The sequence below is a fragment of the Actinacidiphila guanduensis genome (assembly GCF_900103985.1).
GTDB classification, from domain to species: Bacteria; Actinomycetota; Actinomycetes; order Streptomycetales; family Streptomycetaceae; genus Actinacidiphila; species Actinacidiphila guanduensis.
The window spans coordinates 368922-389868 of record NZ_FNIE01000008.1 but is presented as its reverse complement, the minus strand read 5'-3'; the positions used below and the strand labels follow the sequence as shown (position 1 = coordinate 389868).

Below are 20947 nucleotides of genomic sequence, written 5' to 3'. Positions count from 1 at the left end.
GGCAGACTGCTGCGGGTGAGCGTGATGACGGGAATCGCCGGAGTGTCGTTGGCCGCGTGGCTGTGGCTGCTGGTGGGGCAGGGGGGCTTCTGGCGCACGGACGTACGCCTGCCGCGGCCCGAGGCGGCCGGCGCGGCGGGAGGAGCGGGCGCGGCAGGGGCAGCGGGAGCGGCAGGGCCGGCCGGCGCGCAGGTGTGGCCGGACGTCGCCGTGGTGGTGCCCGCCCGCGACGAGGCCGAGGTGATCGGGGTGAGTCTGGCCTCCCTGCTGGCCCAGGAGTACCCGGGCCGCGCGGAGGTCTTCCTCGTCGACGACGGCAGCACCGACGGGACCGGCGACCTCGCCCGCGCCCTGGGCGGGCAGCCCGGTGCCCTGCCGCTCACCGTCACCTCGCCGGGCGAGCCGCCCGCCGGGTGGACCGGCAAGCTGTGGGCGGTGCGGCACGGGATGGCGCTCGCGGGCGAGCGCACCTCCGCGGAGTTCTTCCTGCTGACCGACGCCGACATCGCCCACCGGCCGGGCAGCCTGCGCGCGTTGGTGGAGGCCGCCCGGGAGGGCGGGCTCGACATGGTCTCCCAGATGGCCAGGCTGCGGGTGCAGACCGGCTGGGAGCGGCTGATCGTGCCCGCGTTCGTGTACTTCTTCGCGCAGCTCTACCCCTTCCGCTGGATCAACCGCCCCCGCGGCCGCACCGCGGCGGCGGCCGGCGGCTGCGTGCTGCTGCGCGCCTCGGCGGCCAAGACGGCAAACGTGCCCGAGTCGATCCGCCAGGCGGTGATCGACGATGTCGCGCTCGCCCGCGCGGTCAAGCGCTCGGGCGGCCGCATCTGGCTGGGGCTGGCCGAGCGGGTGGACAGCGTGCGCCCCTACCCCGACCTCGCCGAGCTGTGGCGGATGGTGGCCCGCAGCGCCTACGCCCAACTGCGGCACAACCCGCTGGTGCTCGCCGGCACCGTGCTCGGCCTCGCGCTGATCTACCTGGTGCCGCCGGTGGCCGCGGTCGGCGGCGCGGTCGCGGGCGCCTGGCCGCTGTGCGTGCTGGGCGCCGCGGCCTGGGCGGTGATGGCCGGCACCTATGTGCCGATGCTGCGGTACTACGGCCAGTCGCCGTGGCTCGCGCCCCTGTTGCCGTACACCGCCGCGCTGTACCTGCTGATGACCGTGGACTCGGCGGTGCAGCACTACCGCGGCCGAGGGGCGGCCTGGAAGGGCCGCACCTACGCGAAGCCCGACGCGGCGGCGTGAGGCGGTAATGGGGCCGGGACTGGGGCGACCGGCCCCGTAGGGCGCGCCTGGCACGCAGGGCGGGGCCCGGCGCCGCGGACGGTCCGGGCCCCTTCGACGTATCCGCGGCACCTGCCGCGCCTGCTCGTGCCTCCCCTCAGCGGCCGGGGGCCCACGACAGGCCCCAGCCGTAGGCGTAGTCCAGGGTGCGCTGCGGGCTGAGCCCCGCGCGCACCGGCAGGTAGCGGGCCTCGCGGCGCACCACGAGGTCGGGTCCGTCGCGCGTGATCAGGGCGAGCGCGCAGGCGGTCGCCGGCTCGCGGCAGGGGGCGAGGCCGATGCCGATGTCGGCACCGTGCTCGCTGTGCAGGGTGACCGAGCCGTCGAGGCCGCGCAGCCCCTGGTCGCCATAGGCGCTGGCGAACAGGAGCACCCTGCGGAAGGCCCCGGCCCGCACCAGGTCGAGCGCAAGGTGCTCGCCCCTGCGCCGGTCGCGGACGAGCTCTATGTGCGGCGGGGCGTCCAGGCGCCCGTAGGAGTCGCCGAGCGCCTGGACCACTCCCCTGGTGCCGTCGGCGAGTTCGTACAGGGCGCCCAGGTCGGGCCGTGCGGGCGGTTGGGCGCGCGGGGCCGTCCGCCAGTGCGGCACGGCCCGCAGCAGGCCGCCCAGGGCGCCCTGGAGGCCGAGGGAGGCGACGGGCAGGCCGGAGTCGAGCACCATGGCGGCGGGCCGGGCGCCGGCGGGCCGCAGCACCGGCCGGAAGTGCCAGTCGCCCGCGTGCGACGCGATCTCCCCTACCACGAAGTCGCCGCTCCCCCAGCCGCCTTGGAGGTCGGCGTCGGCGATGTCCTCGCCCGCCGCTTCCAGACGCAGCCGCCCCCGGGCGGCGGCTCCGCGCAGGACCACGCGCACCCCGCCACCCTCCGGCAGCGCCTCGGGGTCGACCGCCAGGGCGGCGCCGTGCGGCCCGCCGCCGCCGGACCGTGCATGTGCACCCGCCGGCATGGGCAATGGTGCGCCCGCGGCGGCGAGCGGCTCGGCGACCAGCAGGGCGGGCCCCTGCGCCTGCGCGCGCCCGCCCGCGCCTCTTCCGGCGCCCCACGGCACCCCTCGTGCTCCGGTCCGGCCCGCGGCGGGAGCCGCCGCGAGAGCGGCCGGCACCCCCCGGTCCGCCCCGGCAAAGGGCCCGAACGACTCGTATCGAACCCATAGGACGCCCCCCGGCAACTCCACGCACTCCCCGGCGCGCAGCGTCATCGAAACCCCTTCGGCAGTGCTCCCCGAAATCCCCCGTCACGCGCCCGACGCGCGCCTTTTACCTGATCACATCATGAGCCGCTGACCGTTTTTCGCGGATTCGCTCGGATTGATGACCGGAGGTCACTCACTGCACGCAAAACATCCAACCGATCGCTCTCCCCAACGACCACATCGTGGGCTTACCTTATGGGCCATGACCACCCCCCGCGGTTCGTACGGTGGCGGCTCCGGCAGCTACTACCCTTCGTCTGCGTCCTTCCCGGACACCCCGATCTACGACAGCCTCGTGGCCGAGCGCGGCACCCCGCAGATCGCCCCCATCCGCGTTCCCGCGCCCTACCCGCCGTATGAGTCCGCCGGCTACAACTCCTATGGCGGGGGCTCGAATCTGCCGGCCCTGCCGGCTCTCCCCGCGCTGCCGGCCGGCCCGTCGGCCCCGCCACAGCACCAGCAGCCGCAGCCGTCCTACAACGGCTACCAGGGCGGCGGGTACCCGCAGCAGCCCGCGCCCTACGTGCCGCAGCAGGCGCCGGTCGCGCGCCCGCAGTACAACGGCGGCCACCCGGGCGCCGGGTACCCGGCGCAGGCCCCGCAGCCGTCACCCTCCGGATACGAGGCGGCCCGTCCGGTCCCGCCGCGCCCGGTGCCGCCCCGGCAGGTGCCCGGCGGGCACCCCGAGGACGGCTACCAGCGCCGCAACCTGGGCGTCGGCGTCCCGCCGCAGCAGCACGGGGGCTACTACCAGGGCTGAGGGCGCGGCGCCTGGCACCATGGGCGGCATGGCCATGCCCGAAGTCAGCGCGCTGCACGTCTATCCGGTCAAGTCCCTGCGCGCGACCAGCGTGCGGGCGGCGGTCGTGGAGCCGTGGGGGCTCGCGGGGGACCGCCGCTGGATGCTGGTCGACGCGGTGACGCTCAGGGGAGTCACCCAGCGGGAGCAGGCCGGTCTGGCGCTGGTGTCCGCGCAGCTCACCCGGGGAGGTGGCCTGCGGCTGTCCGCGCCGGGGCGCGCGCCGCAGGAGGTGGCCGTGCCGGCGCCCGGACCGCTGGAGCGGGTGCGGCTGTTCGCCGCGGAGTTCGACGTGCGCCCGGCCGATCCGGCGGCCGACGCGTGGTTCGGCGAACTGCTGGGCACCAAGGTGCGGCTGGTGCACCTGGACGAGCCGGCCGTGCGGCGGCCGGTCAAGCCCGGCTTCTCCAGGCCCGGCGAGACGGTCAGCCTCGCCGACGGCTACCCGCTGCTGGCGACCTCCACGTCCTCCCTTGACGCCCTCAACGCCCTGATCGCGCAGGGCGACCACGCGCACGAGGGGCCGCTGCCGATGGACCGGTTCCGGCCGAACGTCGTGATCGACCACGCGCCCGCCTGGGCCGAGGACGCCTGGCACCGGGTGCGGATCGGCGAGGTCGTCTTCCGCGCCCCCGAGCCGTGCGGGCGCTGCGTGGTCACCACCACCGACCAGGCCAGCGGCGCCCGCGGCCGCGAACCGCTGCGCACGCTGGGCCGGTTCCGCAAGGTGGGCGCCAAGCTGCTTTTCGGCCAGAACCTCATCCCCGAATCCTCAGGAACCCTGCACGTCGGCGATCCGTTGACCCTTGTGGAATGACGTGTCCGGGGCCTCGTTCGAGGTCACGGGACCGCCCTTCCGGCACGGCACTCCCGCCGCTCCGGCCGCCCCGCCGGCGAAGCGGGCCCGCCGCGCGGCATGAACGGGACCGTCCGCGGTTATTCGAAGGGTGTGAAGGGGGTGGCCGCCGATGAGGGGTCGTACGAGGCCGACACGGCTCGGCTGGCGGTGGCGGCGCAACGCGCTGCGCCGGCGCACCGACGTGGTCGAGGCGCTCCTGGTCCTGGTGACCACCGTCCTCTTCTGCGCCGTCCCGCTGCTCGGCTGGTGGGCCGGCCAGTCGGTGAACCGCACGCTGCAGCAGGTGGTGCGCACCCAGCGCCATCAGCGCACCCTGGTCACCGCGACCCTCGAACCGGCCAAGGAGGCGGGCAAGCAGGCCACCGAGGCCGGCAAGGGCGCGCAGGCGTCCACGGCCTCCGTGCACCGCGGTGAGGACGTCCTGCGCTGGACCGCTCCCGACCACTCGCGGACCGTCACCGCCACCGTCTCCTCCGACCTGGAGGTCTGGCACAAGGACCGCATCATGCTGTGGACGGACCGCAGCGGCCACCTGGTGCCGCCGCCGCTGGACTCCGCCACCGCCGACACCCACGCGGTGCTCGCCGGCACCGCCGTGGCCTCGGCCGCGGCCGGGCTGCTGGTGATATCCCGTCAGTTGCTGATGTGGCGTCTGATGGCCCGCCGGATGGACTCCTGGGAACGCGAGTGGGCCCGGGTCGGCCAGGACTGGGGCCGCGCGGGCGCCGGCGGCTGAGCCGTCGCCACGCGGCGGCGCGCCACCGGCAACGGCGTCGGAACGGGAGGCAACTCCCCGGTGGCCGCCGGGAGTCGGCAGCGGCACGCCGTGTTCGGCGGCCGTCCGCACCGGCCGTCCAGGCGTCCCGCGCCTGTCAGGGCCGGTCAGCGTCGGTCAGCACGGCGCGTGCGCAACCCCCCACCCGGCGCGCTGCGCCGCGCGCCAGTCCCGCGCCGGCCCCGCGTACGCCCCGAAGTGCGGCTTTCCGCTCCCCCCGCACGGGGGTCGGGGCCGTCCGAGGGCCGGGCGGACGTCACCACCACGGCTCCGCTCGCGCTACGGTTGACCCCCGGTCGGCGGACTCAAGAGGTGGGGGCAGGGCAGCCCGATGGCACATGGCGTGGTGCAGGTGACCAATCCGAGCGGTTCTCGGTGGCGGCGCCGCACAGGTGAGTACGAGTCGCTCGCCGCCGCGCTGGAAGCAGCGAGTGACGGCGATGTGCTCTCGGTGGGCAGCGGTACCTACCGGGAGAACCTGGTGCTGGACCGCGCGGTGGTGCTGCGCTGCGCGGACGGGCCCGGCACGGTGCGGATCGCACCGTCCTCGGGCGTCGGTCTGACGGTGCGTGCCGCCGCCTCCGTGCAGGACATCACAGTGGAGTGCCAGGACGTCACCTCGCCCGCACTGCTGGTCGAGCAGGGCACCCCCGAACTGTCCGGGCTGCGCCTCAACACCCGCTCCGCGGTGGGGATCGAGGTCCGCGACGGGGCCCGGCCGACCGTGCGGCGCTGCACCGTGGACAACCCGGCGGGCACCGGGGTGAGCATCCTGGACGGCGCCGGCGGGATCTTCGAGGAGTGCGAGGTGGTGGCCGCCGGGCAGAGCGGCATCGCGGTGCGCGGCGGTGCCACGCCCCGCCTGGAGCGCTGCCGGGTGCACCACACCGGGGGCGCGGGCCTGTCGGTGACCGGCGAGGGCAGCGCGCTTGAGGCGGTCAGCTGCGAGGTGTTCGAGGTGCGCGGCCCGGGCGTGCAGGTCTCCGCACGAGGCAGCGGCCAGTTCACCGACTGCCAGGTGCACCGCACCACGGGCGACGGCATCAGCCTGGACACCGACGCGGTGCTGGCGCTCGCCGACTGCGACATCCACGACGTGCCCGAGAACGCGGTGGACCTGCGGGCCCGTTCGGTGCTCACCCTGACCCGCACCTCGGTGCGCGGCTTCGGCCGCAACGGGCTGTCGGTGTGGGACCCGGGCACCCGGGTGGACGCCAACCAGTGCGAGATACACGACAGCACGGGCGACTACCCGGCGGTGTGGGTGAGCGACGGCGCCGTGGCCATACTGGACTCCTGCCGCGTCCACGACGTGCCCGACGCCCTGTTCGTCCTCGACCGCGGCTCACGCGCGGACGTCGTGGACAGCGACTTCGCGCAGATCCGCAACACCGCGGTGTCGGTGAGCGACGGCGCCGTGGTCCAGCTCGACGACTGCCGCATCCGCGAGGCCGCCACCGGCGCCTGGTTCCGCGACCACGGCAGCGGCGGCACCCTGGCGCAGGTCACCATCGACGACACCGCGACGGGCGTGATCGTCACCAAGGGCGCCGACCCGGCGCTGGACCGCTGCACCGTCACCAACCCCTCGGAGGCGGGCGTCTACGTCTCGGCGGGCGGCCGCGGCACCTTCACCGCGTGCCGCGTCACGGGCAGCCGCGGCTTCGGCTTCCACGTCATCGACGGCTGCCGCGCCACGCTGACCCGCTGCCGCACCGAGCGCTGCGCCCGCGGCGGCTACGAGTTCGCCGAGCCGGGCGCCGTGGTGGAGGACTGCACCAGCGACAAGACCGCGACCGAGGAGCCGACGCCCCCGCCGGCCGTCGACGCCGGGCCGCGCGTACAGAGCGCCACCCAGTCCTTCGGCCTGCTCGGCGGGGTGCCCGCCCCGAGACCGGCGGAGGCCGCCGGGCCCGCCGGGACGCAGCAGCCGCGGGTGGCGGCACGGGAGAGCGATGCCGTCCTCGCCGACCTCGACGCCCTGGTGGGCCTGGAGGGCGTCAAGCGCGAGGTGCGCACCCTGATAGACCTCATCGCCGTGGGGCGGCGGCGCGAGCAGGCCGGCCTGAAGGCCCCCTCCCCGCGCCGGCACCTGGTCTTCACCGGCTCCCCCGGCACCGGCAAGACCACGGTGGCCCGGCTCTACGGGGAGATCCTCGCCTCGCTCGGCGTCCTGGAGCGCGGGCACCTGGTGGAGGTGGCGCGCGTCGACCTGGTCGGCGAGCACATCGGCTCCACCGCGATCCGCACCCAGGAGGCGTTCGAACGCGCCCGCGGCGGCGTGCTGTTCATCGACGAGGCGTACTCCCTGGCGCCGGAGGACGCGGGCCGCGACTTCGGGCGCGAGGCGATCGACACCCTGGTGAAGCTGATGGAGGACCACCGGGACGCGGTGGTGGTCATCGTGGCCGGCTACACCGCGGAGATGCAGCGCTTCCTCGCCTCCAACCCCGGTGTCGCCTCGCGCTTCTCCCGGACCATCACCTTCGGCGACTACACCCCGGAGGAACTGCTGCGGATCGTGGAGTCGCAGGCCGCCGAGCAGCAGTACCAGCTGGGCGGCGAGACGGACGAGGCGCTGCTGAAGTACTTCACGGCGATCCCCAAGGGCCCGGCCTTCGGCAACGGCCGCACCGCGCGGCAGACCTTCGAGGTGATGGTCGAGCGGCACGCGATGCGCCTGGCCCACGTCGACGACCCGTCCCACGACGAGCTGCAGCTGCTCTTCCCCGACGACCTGCCGGAGCTGCCGTAGGGCGTGTCTGCCGAATCCCGTCTGATCGGCGGGATCTGGCACGCCCTAGCAGGTGTCCGGCAGGTCCGGCGGGCCACGCCCGGCTCACACCAGGGGGTCGGGCAATCCCGCCGGCCGTCCTTGGGCGGGCACGGCCGGCACGGGATAGCCCAGGCGCGCCAGCAGTCCGGCGCGGGTCCGCGCGAAGGCGGGATCGGCCTGGAAGTCGGAGTGGCCGAGCACCGGTTCGGGCAGCGGGTGGGCGGCGCTGCGGCCGTAGGCGGCCGGGTCGAGCAGCGGCCCGACATCGACCGGCGGGCCCCCGATGCCCGCGTCACCCGCAACGCCTGCAACGCCCTTGCCGCCGATACCGACCGGGCCGCCGATCGGGTCGGTGCGGCGCCACAGGTTGCACCAGGCGTGCATCTCCTCGTGCAGCTCGCGCAGCCGCGCGGGCGCGAAGTGGGCGGGGAACCAGCGGCCGTAGAGGCGGGCGAGCGGGCAGCCGTAGGTCAGCAGGGCGACACGGCCGCGCACTTGGGGGTCGAGCTGCCAGACGGCCGCCGCGGAGAGCACGCTGCCCTGGGAGTGGCCGGACAGCACGATCCGCCCGCCGGTCGCCTGCGTCCAGGTGGCCATCCGCCAGGTGAGGTCGGGCACGGCGCGCTCGGCGTAGCAGGGCGGCGCGAAGGGGTGGGCGGCGCGCGGCCAGAAGGTGCCGATGTCCCACAGGATGCCCACCGTCCGCCGCGCGGAGGCGTCCTTGTAGGCGCGGCGGCCGACGGCGACCAGCGCTATGACGCCCGCGCCCACCAGCCACGAGCCCAGCGACTGGGCGGTGTCGGCGAGCGCGGTCACCGGGCCGGGGGCGCCGCGGGCCTCCTCGCCCGGGGTGCCGCCGCCGATCCAGGCCGCGGCGACCGCGCCGCCGCCGAGGACGAAGGCGGTGCCGCACAGCACGGCGACGAGCAACGGCGCCCGGTCGGTCAGGCCCGCGCGGGCCAGCGCCGAGGCGATGTGCCGGGTGCGGGAGCGGTGGTGGACCTCTCCGGGGTACAGCGCGTCCACCTCCGGGCACAGCTCCCGCTCCTCGTGCCGGAGGCGGAGGGCGAGCCACGCGCCGGCCAGCAGCACCAGCACGAGCACGGCCGGGATCACCGAGGACTCCCAGGTGAGCACAGCGGGCGGGCCGGCCAGCGGGCTGCCGGACTGCCCCGGAGTGCGGCCGCGGTCGAGCAGGTCGGCGGCGCGCTCGGCGATCCCGCCGGTGAGCACCCCGCCGATCGCGCAGCCCAGCAGGGCGACGGCGGGCCCGGCCTGGCCGCGCAGGGCGGGCGCGGTGTCCTCGAACTCCGCGGGCCGCGCGCGGTGCAGGGCCGCCGCGGTGCCGGCGAGCAGGGCGACCAGGACGCCCTGGGTGATGGTCAGCGCGGAGAACGCCTGCGCGGACGGCAGCCGCCCGGCCGAGTGCCAACCGGGGCGGCTCCAGCCGCCGTAGAGGACCGCCGCTGCGAGCAGGGTGCCCGAACCGGCCAGGAGCAGGCGGGTGGTGCGCGGGTCGGCGGTGTCGTCCAGGCCGGTCTCGACGCGGTGGGCGCGCACCGTGACACCGATCGCGATGGCCACGAGGACCACCAGGACGCCGGCCAGGCTCCAGCCGATCGCGGGCAGCACCGCGCCGGGGCGGCCGCGGTCGTGGCCGAGCGCCGGGGTCAGCAGCGCGGCGGCGATGGTGAGCAGGCCGACCGCGGTGTGCGCGGTACGCAGCCGGGCCACGGACCTGCGGCCGTACCAGAAGCCGGGCTGGGCGAGGGAGGGGGCGCCGGGGGCGGGCGGCCGGGACGGTACGGCCGGGCGCTGCGACTCGTAGGCGTACCAGGTGCGGTGGGACAGCCACCACAGCACGCCGGTGAGCGCGAGTGGCGCGGCGGCGGCCAGGGCGAGCCGGCGGCCGGGCTGGCTCCACCAGCCGCCGCGCGAGGCGGCCGCGAAGCCGAGCCAGGACTTGTCGTGGGTGCAGGCGGCGCGGCCCGCGCACTGCCAGCCGACGATGTCGAGCGCCACTTCGCACACGGCGGCGACCAGCAGCACGGTCAGCGAGAGCGCGAGCAGCCGGACGGCGACCTCGTACCAGCGGGCCAGGCGGGTGCGGGTGGAGGGCGGGCGCATCCAGTGCGCGAGGTTGGCGATCATGAACGGCAGGAGCAGCAGCCACAGCGCCCGGCCGGCGTTGCCCGAGGTGAGGTTGGACCAGCAGTAGGCCTCGGGGACGGGAGCCTCGCGGTACCTGCCGGGGTGTGCCTCGGCGTCGGTGTCGCACGCCCTGCGGTGGATGCCAGCGGTGGTGTCGCCGGCCAGGCAGACCGTCCTTGGATCGTCGAGCATCTGCTCGGGCGTGGTGCCGCCGACTCCGTGCACGAGCAGTTCCAGGGCGATCGGCACGTCGGTGTGCGGTTGCTCGGCCACGGGTGTCCCCCGATCCTTGCGTCCCGGGGTGGTGGTGCCCGCCCCCGGAGGCGGTCAGTCGTGTTCGCTCCCGTCGCGCTGCAATCGTGACCGTCCGCGCGAACGGGCACCGCCGGCCGCACCCGTCCCCGGCCGGTCCGGTCGCCCCGGGGCCTTGCGCCGTACACGTGACCGTGCCCGGCGTGGAAGGATGACCGCAGCACTCCGGCGGCCGGCACGTCCGGCCGCGGTGGACAACGACACGGACGGGACGGGGTCACGGGTGAGCGACAACCAGAACCTCCTCGCGGAGCAGCGCCGGGCTCTGATCCTGGACGAGGTGCGGCGCCGCGGCGGCGTGCGGGTCAACGAGCTGACCCGCCGGCTGAACGTCTCGGACATGACGGTCCGCCGCGATCTGGACGCGCTCGCCCGCCAAGGCGTGGTGGAGAAGGTGCACGGCGGCGCGGTGCCGGTGGTGGAGCCGAGCAGCCACGAGCCGGGGTTCGAGGCCAAGTCGGGCCTGGAGCTGGGCGCCAAGGAGGCGATCGCGCGCACGGCGGCCACGCTGGTGCCGCCCGGCAGCGCCATCGCGCTGGCCGGCGGCACCACGACCTACGCACTCGCCCAGCACCTGCTGGACGTGCCCGACCTGACGGTGGTGACCAACTCGGTGCGCGTGGCGGACGTCTTCCAGTCCGGCCAGCGCCGCCCTGGCACCGCGCACGGCGGCAGCGCGGCCACGGTGGTGATCACCGGCGGGGTGCGCACGCCCTCGGAGACGCTGGTCGGCCCGGTGGCGGACCGGGCGATCCAGTCGCTCCACTTCGACCTGCTGTTCCTCGGCGTGCACGGCATCTCGGTGGAGGCGGGCCTGTCGACGCCGAACCTGGCGGAGGCGGAGACCAACCGGCGCTTCGTGCGCTCCGCGCGCCGGGTGGTGGTGATCGCCGACCACACCAAGTGGGGGACGGTGGGCCTGAGTTCCTTCGCCTCCCTGGAGGACGTCGACACCCTGGTGACCGACGCGGGCATCCCCGAGGTGCTGCGCGAGGAGATCGCCGAGCACCTCGCCGAGCTGATCGTGGCCGGCGAGCCGCTGCCCGACGGGTCAGCCCTTGCCGGTCAGGAGGGACCAGGCGTGGCTCGGTGACAGCACCACCAGCAGCACCGCCACGACCAGCACCACTCCCAGCAGTCCGCGCAGCAGGCCGCGCCGGCGCGCCCGGGCCTCGCCCGCGTCGGTGACCGGTGCCCGCCAGGCGGTGGCGCGGCGTTCGGCCCGGCTGCGCGGACGCCACCGGCGGCGGCTGCCGCGGGCGGCCTGCTCGGCCCGCTCCTGCTCCTCGCGCAGCCGGCGGGCAACAATGCGGGCCCGCGCGGAGGGCTCCTTGGGTGCCGAGGCCCTGATGTCGCGCTCGCTGTCCTGGAGGAACTGCTCCCACACCTCGTCCGGCAGGGCAGGCTCCTCGGGCAGGGGCGAGGATTCGGTGGTCATCAGGCGGGCTCTCGTCTCGTCCGGGCCCGGTCGGAGCGTCGGACGGCTCGCACCGCGCCCCCCAGGCGGTTCCTCCCCACTCTTACACGCTCGAACAGGCGCGTCACAACCCGCCCCGGACACCGGCCGCTCAGCGGTACTCGGCGAGCCGCGGGCGCACCGCGAGCAGGACGAGGAGGGCGGCGACGCCCGTGGCGCCGGCGGGGATCGCGGGCCAGCCGTCGAGGGCGCCGTGGGCGTCGGCGGCGTGGCCGGTGAAGTCGTCGAGCTGACGGGCCGCCAACTGGTCGAGGGTGGTGGCGAAGTCCCAGAAGTCGAAGGCGATGTCACCGCGGCCCACGGTGGTGAGCACGACCGCGGCCTGCTCGGTGTCGCCGGCCGCCTGCAGGGTGCGCAGGTGGCGGTCGTCGGTGAGGAAGACCTGGTAGCGGCGGCGCACGTCCTGGTAGGCGGGCCGCTCGTCGGCGGGGACGCCCGCGCCGGGGGTGAGCAGGCCGTCCAACTGCCGGGTCAGGGAGGTGAAGCGCACCGCGTCGCTGCGGCCGAGCGCGGCGCCGTGCACGAACCAGCGGCTCTCCGCGGCCGCGGCCTGCGCGGCGACCGTGCTCGCCTCGGACAGCCGCGCCCAGGGCATCAGTCCCTGGCGGTCCGCGGTGCCGGCCGAGCCGCCCGCCGCGCTCAGGACGGCGGCGCCGGTCAGCGCGGTGGCGAGCACCCCGGCCGTGGCGGCGACGAGCGGCACGCTGAACACCCGGTGGTAGTCGCGGGCCAGGCCGCGCTGCCACCACAGCAGGTGGAGCAGGGCGAGCAGGCCGGTCAGGACCACCAGGAGCGTCCAGGTGCGGGCCCGGTCGTGCACGCGGGCCGCGGCGTCGGCGGCCTGCTTCTGGTAGTCGGCGGAAAGCGCGGAGGCGACCGGCAGCAGGGTCCCGGTCATCACCGCGCCGGCCTGGGCGTTCATCGCGACGCTGGCCTCCGCGGGGTGGCCGGCCACCCGGTCGGGGAACTGCTCGTCGACGTAGGAGGCGCGCCCGCTCAGGTCGTCGTACTGGCCGAGGCCGTCGAGCAGTGTGCGTACCTGGGCGCTGTGCGCCTCGTCGCTGCCGAGTTGCCGCAGGGCGTCGCTGACCTGGGCGCGGCGCTGCTGGGCGGTGATGAGGGCGTTGAGCTGGTTGCCGACGTAGACGCCCGGCTCGCGGGTGGACATGCCGGGGGCGAGGGTGTCGGCGCGCTGGGCGTCGAGGTCGGCCAGGGCGAAGCGCAACTGGGCGGCCACGGCGGCCCGCCGGGCGACCGAGTCGCGCAACTGCGAGGTGTCGCCGCTGACATTGACGGCCGCGGCGACCGCGGTGGCGCACAGCGCGGCCAGCAGCAGGACGGAGACGACCGCGTGCGCACCGAGCCGGCGCGGCCCGGCCACGCGCCCGGTCCGCCTCGGCCGGGGCTCGGGCCGGGCGTTGGGCCGCGGTACGCGCCGACCGGGGGTGGGCGGCGCGGCGGGACGGCTCGTCACCTGCGACGTGGTCATGCGGTGACGCTAGGTTCGCACGGCGAAAGGACGGTGGCCCACGGGCGACCGCACGGTGTCCTGGCTGTAACGGGTCTGCTGCGGCGGGCTGTTGCGGCCGGGCGGGCACTCATAGGGCCCGTGCGGGGGGAGTTCGGGCGGGGGGGGACTTCCGGGCAGGGAGGCGGCGCTACGGCCTCGTCCGCGTCCTCACTCGGGCTCGGGCGCGGGCCGTTCGGGCTCGCGCGCGGAGTGCTCCGTCGCGGGCTGCTCGGGCTCGCCCGTGCGCCACAGGACGTGCTGGCTGCGGACCCACCAGCGCGGAACGTACCCGGTGCGCAGGCCGCGCCGCGCTTCGGGGTCGCTCGCCGCGAAGTAGACGTGGCCGGTGATGACGGCGGCCAGCAGCAGGGCGAGCCAGTCGTGGACGAAGGTGGCGCCCGTGCGCCACACGAGCGGGGTGAGCCGCGGGAACCACATGATCAGACCGGTGCCGATCATCACCAGGACGGCGCCGGCGACGAAGTTGGCGTTGAGCTTCTGCCCGGCGTTGAACTTCCCCGCCAGGGTGGGCTCGCGGCGGCGCAGCCGCAGGGCGGTGCCCAGCCACTTCCCGTCGTGCGGGAAGTAGCGGCCCAGCCGCCGCAGGTCCGCACGGTAGGCCCGCGAGAGGAGGCCGAGCACGACCGGGACCGGCAGCAGGATGCCGGACCACTCGTGCACGGTGACGATGAGCCGGCGGCGGCCGACGATCTCGGCCAGCTCCGGCAGGTAGAGGCAGGCGGCGGTGAACACGCACACGCCCATCAGGACCGTGAAGCTGCGGTGCACCCACTTCTCGGCCCGGGTGAAGCGCCGCACCCCGGTCTCGTCGCGGCGCCACCGGCGCTCAGGACGTGGGGTCGTCATGGCGGCCGTTGGACTTTCCGACCCATCCGTCGACGTCATAGCCGTAGTGCTCCCAGTAGCCGGGTTGGACGTCCTTGGTGACGGTGATGCCCGACAGCCACTTCGCGGACTTGTAGAAGTACATCGGCGCCGCGTACAGCCGTACCGGGCCGCCGTGCGCGGCCGTGACGGGCTTGCCGTCCATGGTGAGGGCGACGAGCATGTCGCCGCGGCGGGCCTGCTCCAGGGTGAGGCTCTCGGTGTAGACGCCGTCGAAGCAGGTGAAGTGCAGGGCGGTGCCCGAGGACTTGACGCCGGCGGCGTCCAGCAGCGTGGACAGCCGCACCCCGGAGAACGCCGTCCTGGGCACCCGCCAGCCGGTGACGCACTGCACGTCGCGGACCAGGTGCACCTGGGGCAGCGCGCGCAGGTCGGCGAGCCGGTAGCTGACGGGGCGGTCGACCAGACCGCCGATGGTCAGCCGGTAGTCGTCCTCGCCGCGGTGCGGGATGGACTCCGAGACCGAGTAGAAGCGGAAGCCCCCGCCGCCGGGCAGCAGGCCCGTGACGCCGGTGGGGTCCTTGGCGCTGACGGAGGCGAGGACCGAGTCGATGCGGTCCTGCATACTGCCGCCCACCGCGACGCCTGCGGCGCCGAGCCCGAGCATGCCGAGCACGAGCCGGCGGCCCACGGGCGAGCCGCGGCCCAGCTCCGGGTCCTGCGCGGGGTCCTCGGCGCCCTTCCGGGCGCGCTTGCGAGGTGGGTCCTTCGGCAGGTCCCGGGCGGTCCGCGGGAGGTGCTCGTCCCCGGCGGCGTCTCCCGGCGGCCGGCCCGGCGAGTGCCCCGAAGAGTGGTTGCTCATGCAACGATTCGAGCACGCCGAGGGCCGTGGAGCCAGGGCCGCGGGGGTACCGTCAGCATTTCGTCATATCTGCGGGGCCTTTCGGCGTTCTCCGCTGGGACTGTCCGGCCGCTGGGGGCTGCCGTCCGGCGGGAGGGCGCCGTGCGCACGTGCGTCCGCCGGTACGGGCGCGGGTGCGCCCGTCGGTACGTCGGCAGGCGCGTGCGGACGTCCGGTCGCGGTCACCTCCGCCAGCAGCGCGGCCACCGCCTGGTTGAACGCCTCGGGCCGTTCCAGGTTCGGCAGGTGCCCGGCGCCCTCGACGACGGCCAGCCGGGCGCTCGGAATCCCCCGGTGCAGCAGCTCCGCCTCGGCGACCGGCGCGAAGACGTCCTCGCTGCCGACCACCACGAGCGCCGGTACGTCGATCCGGGCCAGCCCCTCGCGGTAGTCGGGCCGCTCGGCCCGGCCCCGCAGGGCGGCCGCGGCTCCTGCCGGCGGGGCGGCGCGCATCATCGCGAGGACGTGGGCCGCTGTCGCGGGCAGCGCGCGGGCGGTGGCGGGGGCCAGCATCGAGTCGAGCACCTCCTCGGCGTAGGCGGCCATCGCCGCCGCCCCGCCGCGCTCGAACTCCTCGGCCCGGCGCAGCCGCTCGCGCCGGCCCTCCTCGGTGTCGGTCCGCGCGGAAGTGGCTGGAACTCCAGCACGATCTGCCCGCCCATGGAGAGCCCGGCCACGACCGCGCGCTCCACGCCGAGCGCGTCGAGCAGTGCGGCCAGGTCGTCCGCGAAGACCTCGAGCCGGGTCGTACCCGCGGCCGGTCCACTGCGGCCGTATCCGCGCAGGTCCGGCGCTATGGTCCGGCGGCCGGGGAAGGCCGCCGCCTGGGGCCGCCACATGCTGCGGTCGAAGGGATGCCCGTGCACCAGGAGCAGCGGGGGCTCCTGCTCGGGTCCGGGTGGGCGGAGGTCGTCGTGGTCGATGTGCGTGCCGTTGGCGAAGGTGCCGGTCATGTGGGGTGCTCCCGTCTGGAATGCCGTGGTGGAGACGCTAGGGCGGGGCAATCGCGAGGGCAATGAGATGAAATGATCTCGGTGCAATAGGCGGAACGCTGGAGGGTGGCGGAGGGTGCGGGATTTCCGGAGGATCGCCGACTCGGTGGCCGCCCAGATCGCGGCGGGCCGGCTGCGCCCGGGTGACCGGCTGCCCACGCAGCGGGCCTTTGCCCGCCGGCACGGCATCGCCGACTCCACCGCGGGCCGGGTCTACGCCGAGCTGGTACGGCGCGGCCTGGCGGTCGGCGAGGTGGGCCGCGGCACGTTCGTCCGGGCGGCGTCCGGCGGTGGCCGCGGTCCCGCCCTCGCCGAGCCGACCGCGGGCGCGCGGGTGGACCTGGAGCTCAACTACCCGGTGGTCCCCGGCCAGTCCGCGCTCCTGGCCGCCGGGCTCGCCCGCATGGCGCGGCTGGACGTCCTGACCGAGGCGATGCGCCCGGCGGGCGCCCGCGGCACGGGCCGGGCCCGCGAGGCGGTGGCCGCGCTGCTCGCGCGTCCCGATTGGAGCCCTCCGGCGGCGAACGTGCTCTTCGCGGGCAGCGGCCGCCAGGCGATCGCGGGCGCGCTGGCCGCTCTGGTGCCGGTCGGCGGGCGGCTCGGCGTCGAGGAGTTCACCTACCCGGTGGCCAAGGGGCTGGCCGCCCGGCTGGGCCTGAACCTCGTGCCGCTGGCGTGCGACGGCGACGGGCTGCTGCCGGAGGCGGTGGAGGCCGCCCACCGCGAGGGCCCGCTGCACGCCCTGTACCTGCAGCCCACCCTGCACAACCCGCTGTCGGTCACCATGCCCGCCGAGCGCCGGGCAGCGGTCGCCGGCCTGCTGCGGCGGCTGGACGTGCCCGCGGTCGAGGACGCGATCTGGTCGTTCCTGCACCCGGTCGCCCCGCCACCGCTGTCCGCCTACGCCCCCGAGCACGTGGTGACCGCCGACAGCCTCTCCAAGCGGCTGGCCCCCGGGCTCACCGCGGGCTTCGCAGTGGTGCCGCCGGGCCGTTCCGAGCAGGTCGCGGCAGCTCTGCGCTCGGGCGGCTGGACGCCCGGCGGCTACGCCCTGGAGGCGGCGACAGGCTGGCTGACCGACGGCACCGCAGCGCGCCTGGCCGCGGCCAAGCGCGAGGAGGCGGCCGCACGCCAGCGGATCGCCGCCGAGGAACTGGCCGGCTTCGCCCTGCGCACCGACCCGCGCTCGTGCTTCTGCTGGTGGGACCTGCCACAGCCATGGCGGGCCGACACCTTCACGGCCGCCGCGGGCCGCCGGGGCATCGCGGTCACCCCTGCCGCGTCCTTTGCCGCGGGCCCGCGGCGGGCACCGGACGCCGTACGGATCGGCCTCGCCTCTCCCCCGCGCGAACTGCTGCGCGCCGCTCTGTCGGCGCTCGCCGCCCTCGCCCGTACGGCCCCCGAGGACACCGCGCCGGACTGAGCCGTTACGGGGACGGCCACCCCCCTCACGCAGGACACACGCGCCGTGACGGTCCGACTTGCGCCATGCGCCGCAACGGGTGAACCTGATTGGGCATCACGGAGTACTGCCGCAGTCACTCTACGCATTCCCGCTCAAGTGTTCCCATCGGTGCGGTGAGCGCCCGGCCCCGTTCGTCGGGGCCCGACCACCGCGGAGGGAGTCGCAGCCGTGATCATGCAATCCGACCAGACCGACCCAGCCACGCGCGAGTGCGCGCTCGAGCTCGAGGCGCATCCGTACCGCATCCAGCAGATCCGCCGGATCGTCTCCGCCCAGCTGCGCTACTGGCGGCTGGACCCGCTGATCGACGCCGCCGCCAGCGGCATCAGCGAGCTGCTGGCCAACGTGCACCGGCACGCCAAGCCGGACAAGCAGTGCGCGGTCAAGCTGACCATGGCGCCCGACCGCCTCACCGTGGCCGTCGCCGACCACGACGTGCGGCTGCCGTACCTGCAGCCGACCGAGCCGACCGCGACCACGGGCCGCGGCCTGGCGATGGTCGAGGCGATGAGCGACAGCTGGGGCACCGATCTGCTCCCCGACGAGGGCGGCAAGGTGGTGTGGTTCGTCCTGCGCAGGCCGGTCCCGGTGCCGAAGCGGGTGCCGCTGAAGGCTGCGGCGATGCCGGTCGAGCAGGCCGCGTCCCCCGAGCGCGTGGCGGTCGCCGCCTCGGTCGCCTGACCACCTGCCGGCCCGGCCCGGGCCCGGCTCACGCCGGCGAGGTGACCGGTCGGCAAGGCTGAGAGCCTGACCGTCCGTCCCGAGCCCGGCCCCACAAGCCCGAGCGGCTTCCCGAAGGGCCCCGCAGGACCGCAGGCCGTCGGACCGGCCGCCGCCTCCCCGCCAAGGGGACGCGGCGGCCGGTCCGTTGCCGTGCACGCACCTGTCCCGCAACGGCCCGCTACTCCGCGGCCACCGCCCGCAGCACGTCCAGCCGTGCCGCGCGCCCGGCCGGGCGCCAGCCGGCGGCGACCCCGGCGGCGACGCCGACCAGCAGCACCATCGCGAGGCGCCCGGGCGGGATCGCGAACGAGCCGGTGCGCGCGGTGTCGGCGGCCCGCGCCACCACCCAGCCCAGGAAGGCGCCGAGTCCGAGCCCGCCGGCCGTGCCGAAGGCGGCCACCACCACCGACTCCCAGCGGACCATCGCCCGCAGTTGCGCCCGGGTCTGCCCCACCGCCCGCAGCAGCCCCAGCTCCCGGGTCCGCTCGTGCACCGCCAGCGTCAGGGTGTTGGCGATGCCGAGCAGGGCGATCAGCACCGCGAGGGTCAGCAGGGCGTAGATCAAGGTGAGGAAGGTGTCGATCCCGGCCGCCGAGGACTTCGCGTACTCGGCCTTGGTCTGCACGGCGGGCGAGCCGAAGGGCACCACCGCCTTCTCGACGGCGGCCTTGCCCGCAGCCGTGTTCACCCCGTCCCGGAAGTCGATGGCGACCAGGGTGTCCTTGTCCTGGATGTGGTGCGGGGCCCAGGCCGCCCTGGTGACGATGTAGTCACCGGCCAGGTCGGAGCGCTGGTAGACGGCGGCGACCCGGAACGGCACCCGCTGCCCGTCGGCGAAGCCGAGCGTGACCGTGCTGCCCGGGTGCCAGTGGTGGCTGTCCGCCTGGCTCTTGGCGACGGCGATGCCGTGCGTGCCCAGGGCGCCGAGCGAGCCACGCACGGTGCCGAGGTCGAGCAGCTGCGAGAGCGCCGCGGGGTCGGTGACCGTCAGCCGGTGCCCGCCGCCGTCGATCTCGGCGGCGCCGCGGCCGAGCCCGACCGCCCGGCGGACCTGCGGCAGCCTCGCCACGGTGGGCGCGATCCTCGGGCTCAGGCCCGCGCCGCCGGCGCCGTAGACCTGGGCGCTGATCGCCACATCGCCGGCGAAGGTGCGGTCCACCGTGTCGTCCAGCGTCGCCTTCATCGAGGCGCCGAGGACGGTGAACAGCGTCACCACCGCCACTCCGATCATCAGCGCGGTCGCGGTCGCCGCCGTGCGCTTGGGGCTGCGCAGCGCGTTGCGGCGGGCCAGCGCGCCCGTCACCCCGCGCACCCGCGCCAGGGGTGCGCCGATCACCCGCACCGCGAGCGAGGAGGCGACCGGGCCGAGCACCACGAAGGCGGCGAGCGTCAGGACCGCCCCCGCCGCGGCGAGCAGCAGCGTACGGCTCTCGACGCCCGCCACCGCCAGGGCGGTCCCCGCGGCCGCGGCCACCACCCCGATCAGGGCGCGGCGGCGCGAGGCACCGGAGGTGTCGACAGCGCTCTCCCGCAGGGCGGCCAGCGGAGCGGTGCGGCCGGCCTGCACGGCGGGCATCGCGGCCGAGCCGACGCACACCGCCAGGCCGACGGCGAGCGGCACCGCCATGGCGAGCGGGTGGATCACCAGGCCGTTCCGCGGGAAGGGAAAGCCTGCGGCGGGGAAGAGCGCCTGCAGGCCGGCCGCCACGCCGATGCCGCCGAGCAGCCCGGCGAGCGAGGCGGTGAGCGCGACAGCCGACGCCTCGGTCAGGGTCGCGCCCAGCACCTGCCGCCGGTCGGCGCCGAGCGCGCGCAGCAGGGCGTTCTCGCGGGTGCGCTGGGCGACGACGATGGCGAAGGTGTTGTGGATGCTGAAGGTCGCCACCAGCAGCGCGATGCCGGCGAAGACCACCAGCAGCGAGGTGAACAGGGTCAGGAAGGTGCCCGCGGTCGCGTCCTCGGTCTCCTGGCTCGCCTCGGATCCGGTGATCGCCTCGTACTGCGGCGGGAGTACCCGGCCCACCCGCGCGGTCAGCTCCTGCTCGCCGATGCCCGGCCCCGCGCGGACCCTGAGCGCGGTGGCCTCGCCCGGCTTCGGCATCAGGTAGCGCTCGGCGTCGGCGAGGGTGAGCGCGGTGTACGTGGACTCGCCCTCGGAGTCCTCGCCGCCGAAGGTCGCGATGCCCACGATGGTGATCGGCACCGGGTCGGGCACCCGCAGCAGGGTGCGGTCGCCGACCGCGAGGTGCGCCCTCTTGGCGGCGAGGCGGTTGATGACGGCCTCGCCGGGACGGGAGGGGGCGCGCCCCTCCACGAGCCGGTAGGGGTTGAGCTTCGTGTCGCCGATCCAGTTGGCGGCCGTGGTGGGGCCCTTGGTGTCGAGCGTCCTGCCGTCCTGGGCGACGAGTTCACCCGCGCCCTCGACGTCGGGCGCCGCGGCGGCGACGCCGGGCACCTGCTCGATACGGCGCAGCAGATCGGTGGGGACCGGTTCGCGGGCACCCACGCCGCGGCCCGCGGTGATCTCGTCGGCGCCGCGCACCACCGTGCCGGTGCCGCTGTCGGCCCCGTCGAACAGCGCGCCGAAACCCGCCTTGAGGGTGTCGCCCATGACCATGGTGCCGGCGAGGAAAGCGACACCGAGGAAGACGGCGGTGAAGGTGCCGGCGAACCGGCGCTTGTGGGCGCGGAGTCCGGCGAGGCCGAGGCGCAGCGGGACGCGGGCAGGACGGCCGGGGAGGTACTTGGCGCCGCGTCCGGTGGTGGATCGGGCAGCGGGTCCGGGGGCGGGTCGGGGACTGGGATCGGTAGTGGGTCCGGGGGTGGTCATGCAGGCGCGTCTTCCTGGGTGCCGGCTTGGGCGCCCGCGGGACGGGCGTGTTGGG

17 protein-coding genes are annotated in these 20947 nt (G+C 75.7%); 8 read left to right on the top strand and 9 right to left on the bottom strand.

The genetic code is table 11. From position 1 onward, the window contains the following. Positions 1 to 24: 24 nt before the first annotated feature. Positions 25 to 1245, top strand: a complete 1221-nt coding sequence (locus BLR33_RS19715) for a glycosyltransferase (protein ID WP_093785833.1) — start codon at positions 25 to 27, stop codon at positions 1243 to 1245. Positions 1246 to 1381: 136 nt separating this feature from the next. On the opposite strand, the gene BLR33_RS19710 is transcribed toward BLR33_RS19715, so the two are convergent. Beyond that, complete coding sequence (locus BLR33_RS19710; protein ID WP_093785832.1) at positions 1382 to 2332, bottom strand: hypothetical protein; 951 nt, start codon at positions 2330 to 2332, stop codon at positions 1382 to 1384. A gap of 346 nt (positions 2333 to 2678) precedes the next feature. Between BLR33_RS19710 and BLR33_RS19705 the strand changes: the two genes are divergently transcribed. The 4 genes from BLR33_RS19705 (at position 2679) to BLR33_RS19690 (ending at position 7664) form a co-directional block, all read left to right on the top strand. Next, positions 2679 to 3236 carry a DUF6643 family protein gene (locus BLR33_RS19705; RefSeq protein WP_093785831.1) on the top strand — a complete coding sequence of 186 codons (558 nt, stop codon included), beginning with the start codon at positions 2679 to 2681 and terminating at the stop codon, positions 3234 to 3236. 28 nt (positions 3237 to 3264) lie between these two features. Then, entirely contained in the window at positions 3265 to 4092 is an 828-nt protein-coding gene (locus BLR33_RS19700; RefSeq protein ID WP_093785915.1) for an MOSC domain-containing protein, read from the top strand. Between the two features lie 151 nt (positions 4093 to 4243). Beyond that, on the top strand, positions 4244 to 4870 hold the full coding sequence (locus BLR33_RS19695; RefSeq protein WP_143031718.1) for an Rv1733c family protein: 627 nt from the start codon (positions 4244 to 4246) through the stop codon (positions 4868 to 4870). A gap of 370 nt (positions 4871 to 5240) precedes the next feature. After that, entirely contained in the window at positions 5241 to 7664 is a 2424-nt protein-coding gene (locus BLR33_RS19690) for a right-handed parallel beta-helix repeat-containing protein (RefSeq protein ID WP_093785829.1), read from the top strand. Between the two features lie 84 nt (positions 7665 to 7748). On the opposite strand, the gene BLR33_RS19685 is transcribed toward BLR33_RS19690, so the two are convergent. Next, entirely contained in the window at positions 7749 to 10109 is a 2361-nt protein-coding gene (locus tag BLR33_RS19685; protein WP_093785828.1) for a hypothetical protein, read from the bottom strand. 262 nt (positions 10110 to 10371) lie between these two features. Between BLR33_RS19685 and BLR33_RS19680 the strand changes: the two genes are divergently transcribed. After that, positions 10372 to 11241 carry a DeoR/GlpR family DNA-binding transcription regulator gene (locus BLR33_RS19680; RefSeq protein ID WP_093785914.1) on the top strand — a complete coding sequence of 290 codons (870 nt, stop codon included), beginning with the start codon at positions 10372 to 10374 and terminating at the stop codon, positions 11239 to 11241. Here the strand turns inward: BLR33_RS19680 and BLR33_RS19675 are convergent. From BLR33_RS19675 to BLR33_RS36960, 6 genes are all read right to left on the bottom strand, one after another. Next, on the bottom strand, positions 11200 to 11586 hold the full coding sequence (locus tag BLR33_RS19675) for a hypothetical protein (RefSeq protein WP_093785827.1): 387 nt from the start codon (positions 11584 to 11586) through the stop codon (positions 11200 to 11202). The genes BLR33_RS19680 and BLR33_RS19675 overlap by 42 nt on opposite strands. A 130-nt stretch (positions 11587 to 11716) precedes the next feature. Next, positions 11717 to 13114: a hypothetical protein gene (locus tag BLR33_RS35270; RefSeq protein WP_176930329.1), complete on the bottom strand. Its 1398-nt coding sequence runs from the start codon at positions 13112 to 13114 to the stop codon at positions 11717 to 11719. Positions 13115 to 13303: 189 nt separating this feature from the next. Further along, positions 13304 to 14002 carry a cytochrome b/b6 domain-containing protein gene (locus BLR33_RS19665; protein WP_245771518.1) on the bottom strand — a complete coding sequence of 233 codons (699 nt, stop codon included), beginning with the start codon at positions 14000 to 14002 and terminating at the stop codon, positions 13304 to 13306. Further along, entirely contained in the window at positions 13983 to 14843 is an 861-nt protein-coding gene (locus BLR33_RS19660; protein WP_093785824.1) for a molybdopterin-dependent oxidoreductase, read from the bottom strand. Before BLR33_RS19660 ends, BLR33_RS19665 begins: the two co-directional genes overlap by 20 nt. Before the next feature lie 63 nt (positions 14844 to 14906). Further along, on the bottom strand, positions 14907 to 15428 hold the full coding sequence (locus tag BLR33_RS36965) for an alpha/beta fold hydrolase (RefSeq protein WP_322987172.1): 522 nt from the start codon (positions 15426 to 15428) through the stop codon (positions 14907 to 14909). Further along, complete coding sequence (locus tag BLR33_RS36960; RefSeq protein WP_322987174.1) at positions 15335 to 15721, bottom strand: alpha/beta fold hydrolase; 387 nt, start codon at positions 15719 to 15721, stop codon at positions 15335 to 15337. Before BLR33_RS36960 ends, BLR33_RS36965 begins: the two co-directional genes overlap by 94 nt. 229 nt (positions 15722 to 15950) lie before the next feature. On the opposite strand from BLR33_RS36960, the gene BLR33_RS19650 reads away from it, so the two are divergent. Continuing rightward, complete coding sequence (locus tag BLR33_RS19650; RefSeq protein ID WP_093785823.1) at positions 15951 to 17297, top strand: aminotransferase-like domain-containing protein; 1347 nt, start codon at positions 15951 to 15953, stop codon at positions 17295 to 17297. A 216-nt stretch (positions 17298 to 17513) separates the two neighbouring features. Then, positions 17514 to 18020, top strand: a complete 507-nt coding sequence (locus BLR33_RS19645) for an ATP-binding protein (protein ID WP_093785913.1) — start codon at positions 17514 to 17516, stop codon at positions 18018 to 18020. Positions 18021 to 18240: 220 nt separating this feature from the next. Here BLR33_RS19645 and BLR33_RS19640 read toward each other — a convergent pair whose 3' ends face one another. Then, entirely contained in the window at positions 18241 to 20892 is a 2652-nt protein-coding gene (locus BLR33_RS19640) for an ABC transporter permease (protein WP_093785822.1), read from the bottom strand. Positions 20893 to 20947: the final 55 nt, after the last annotated feature.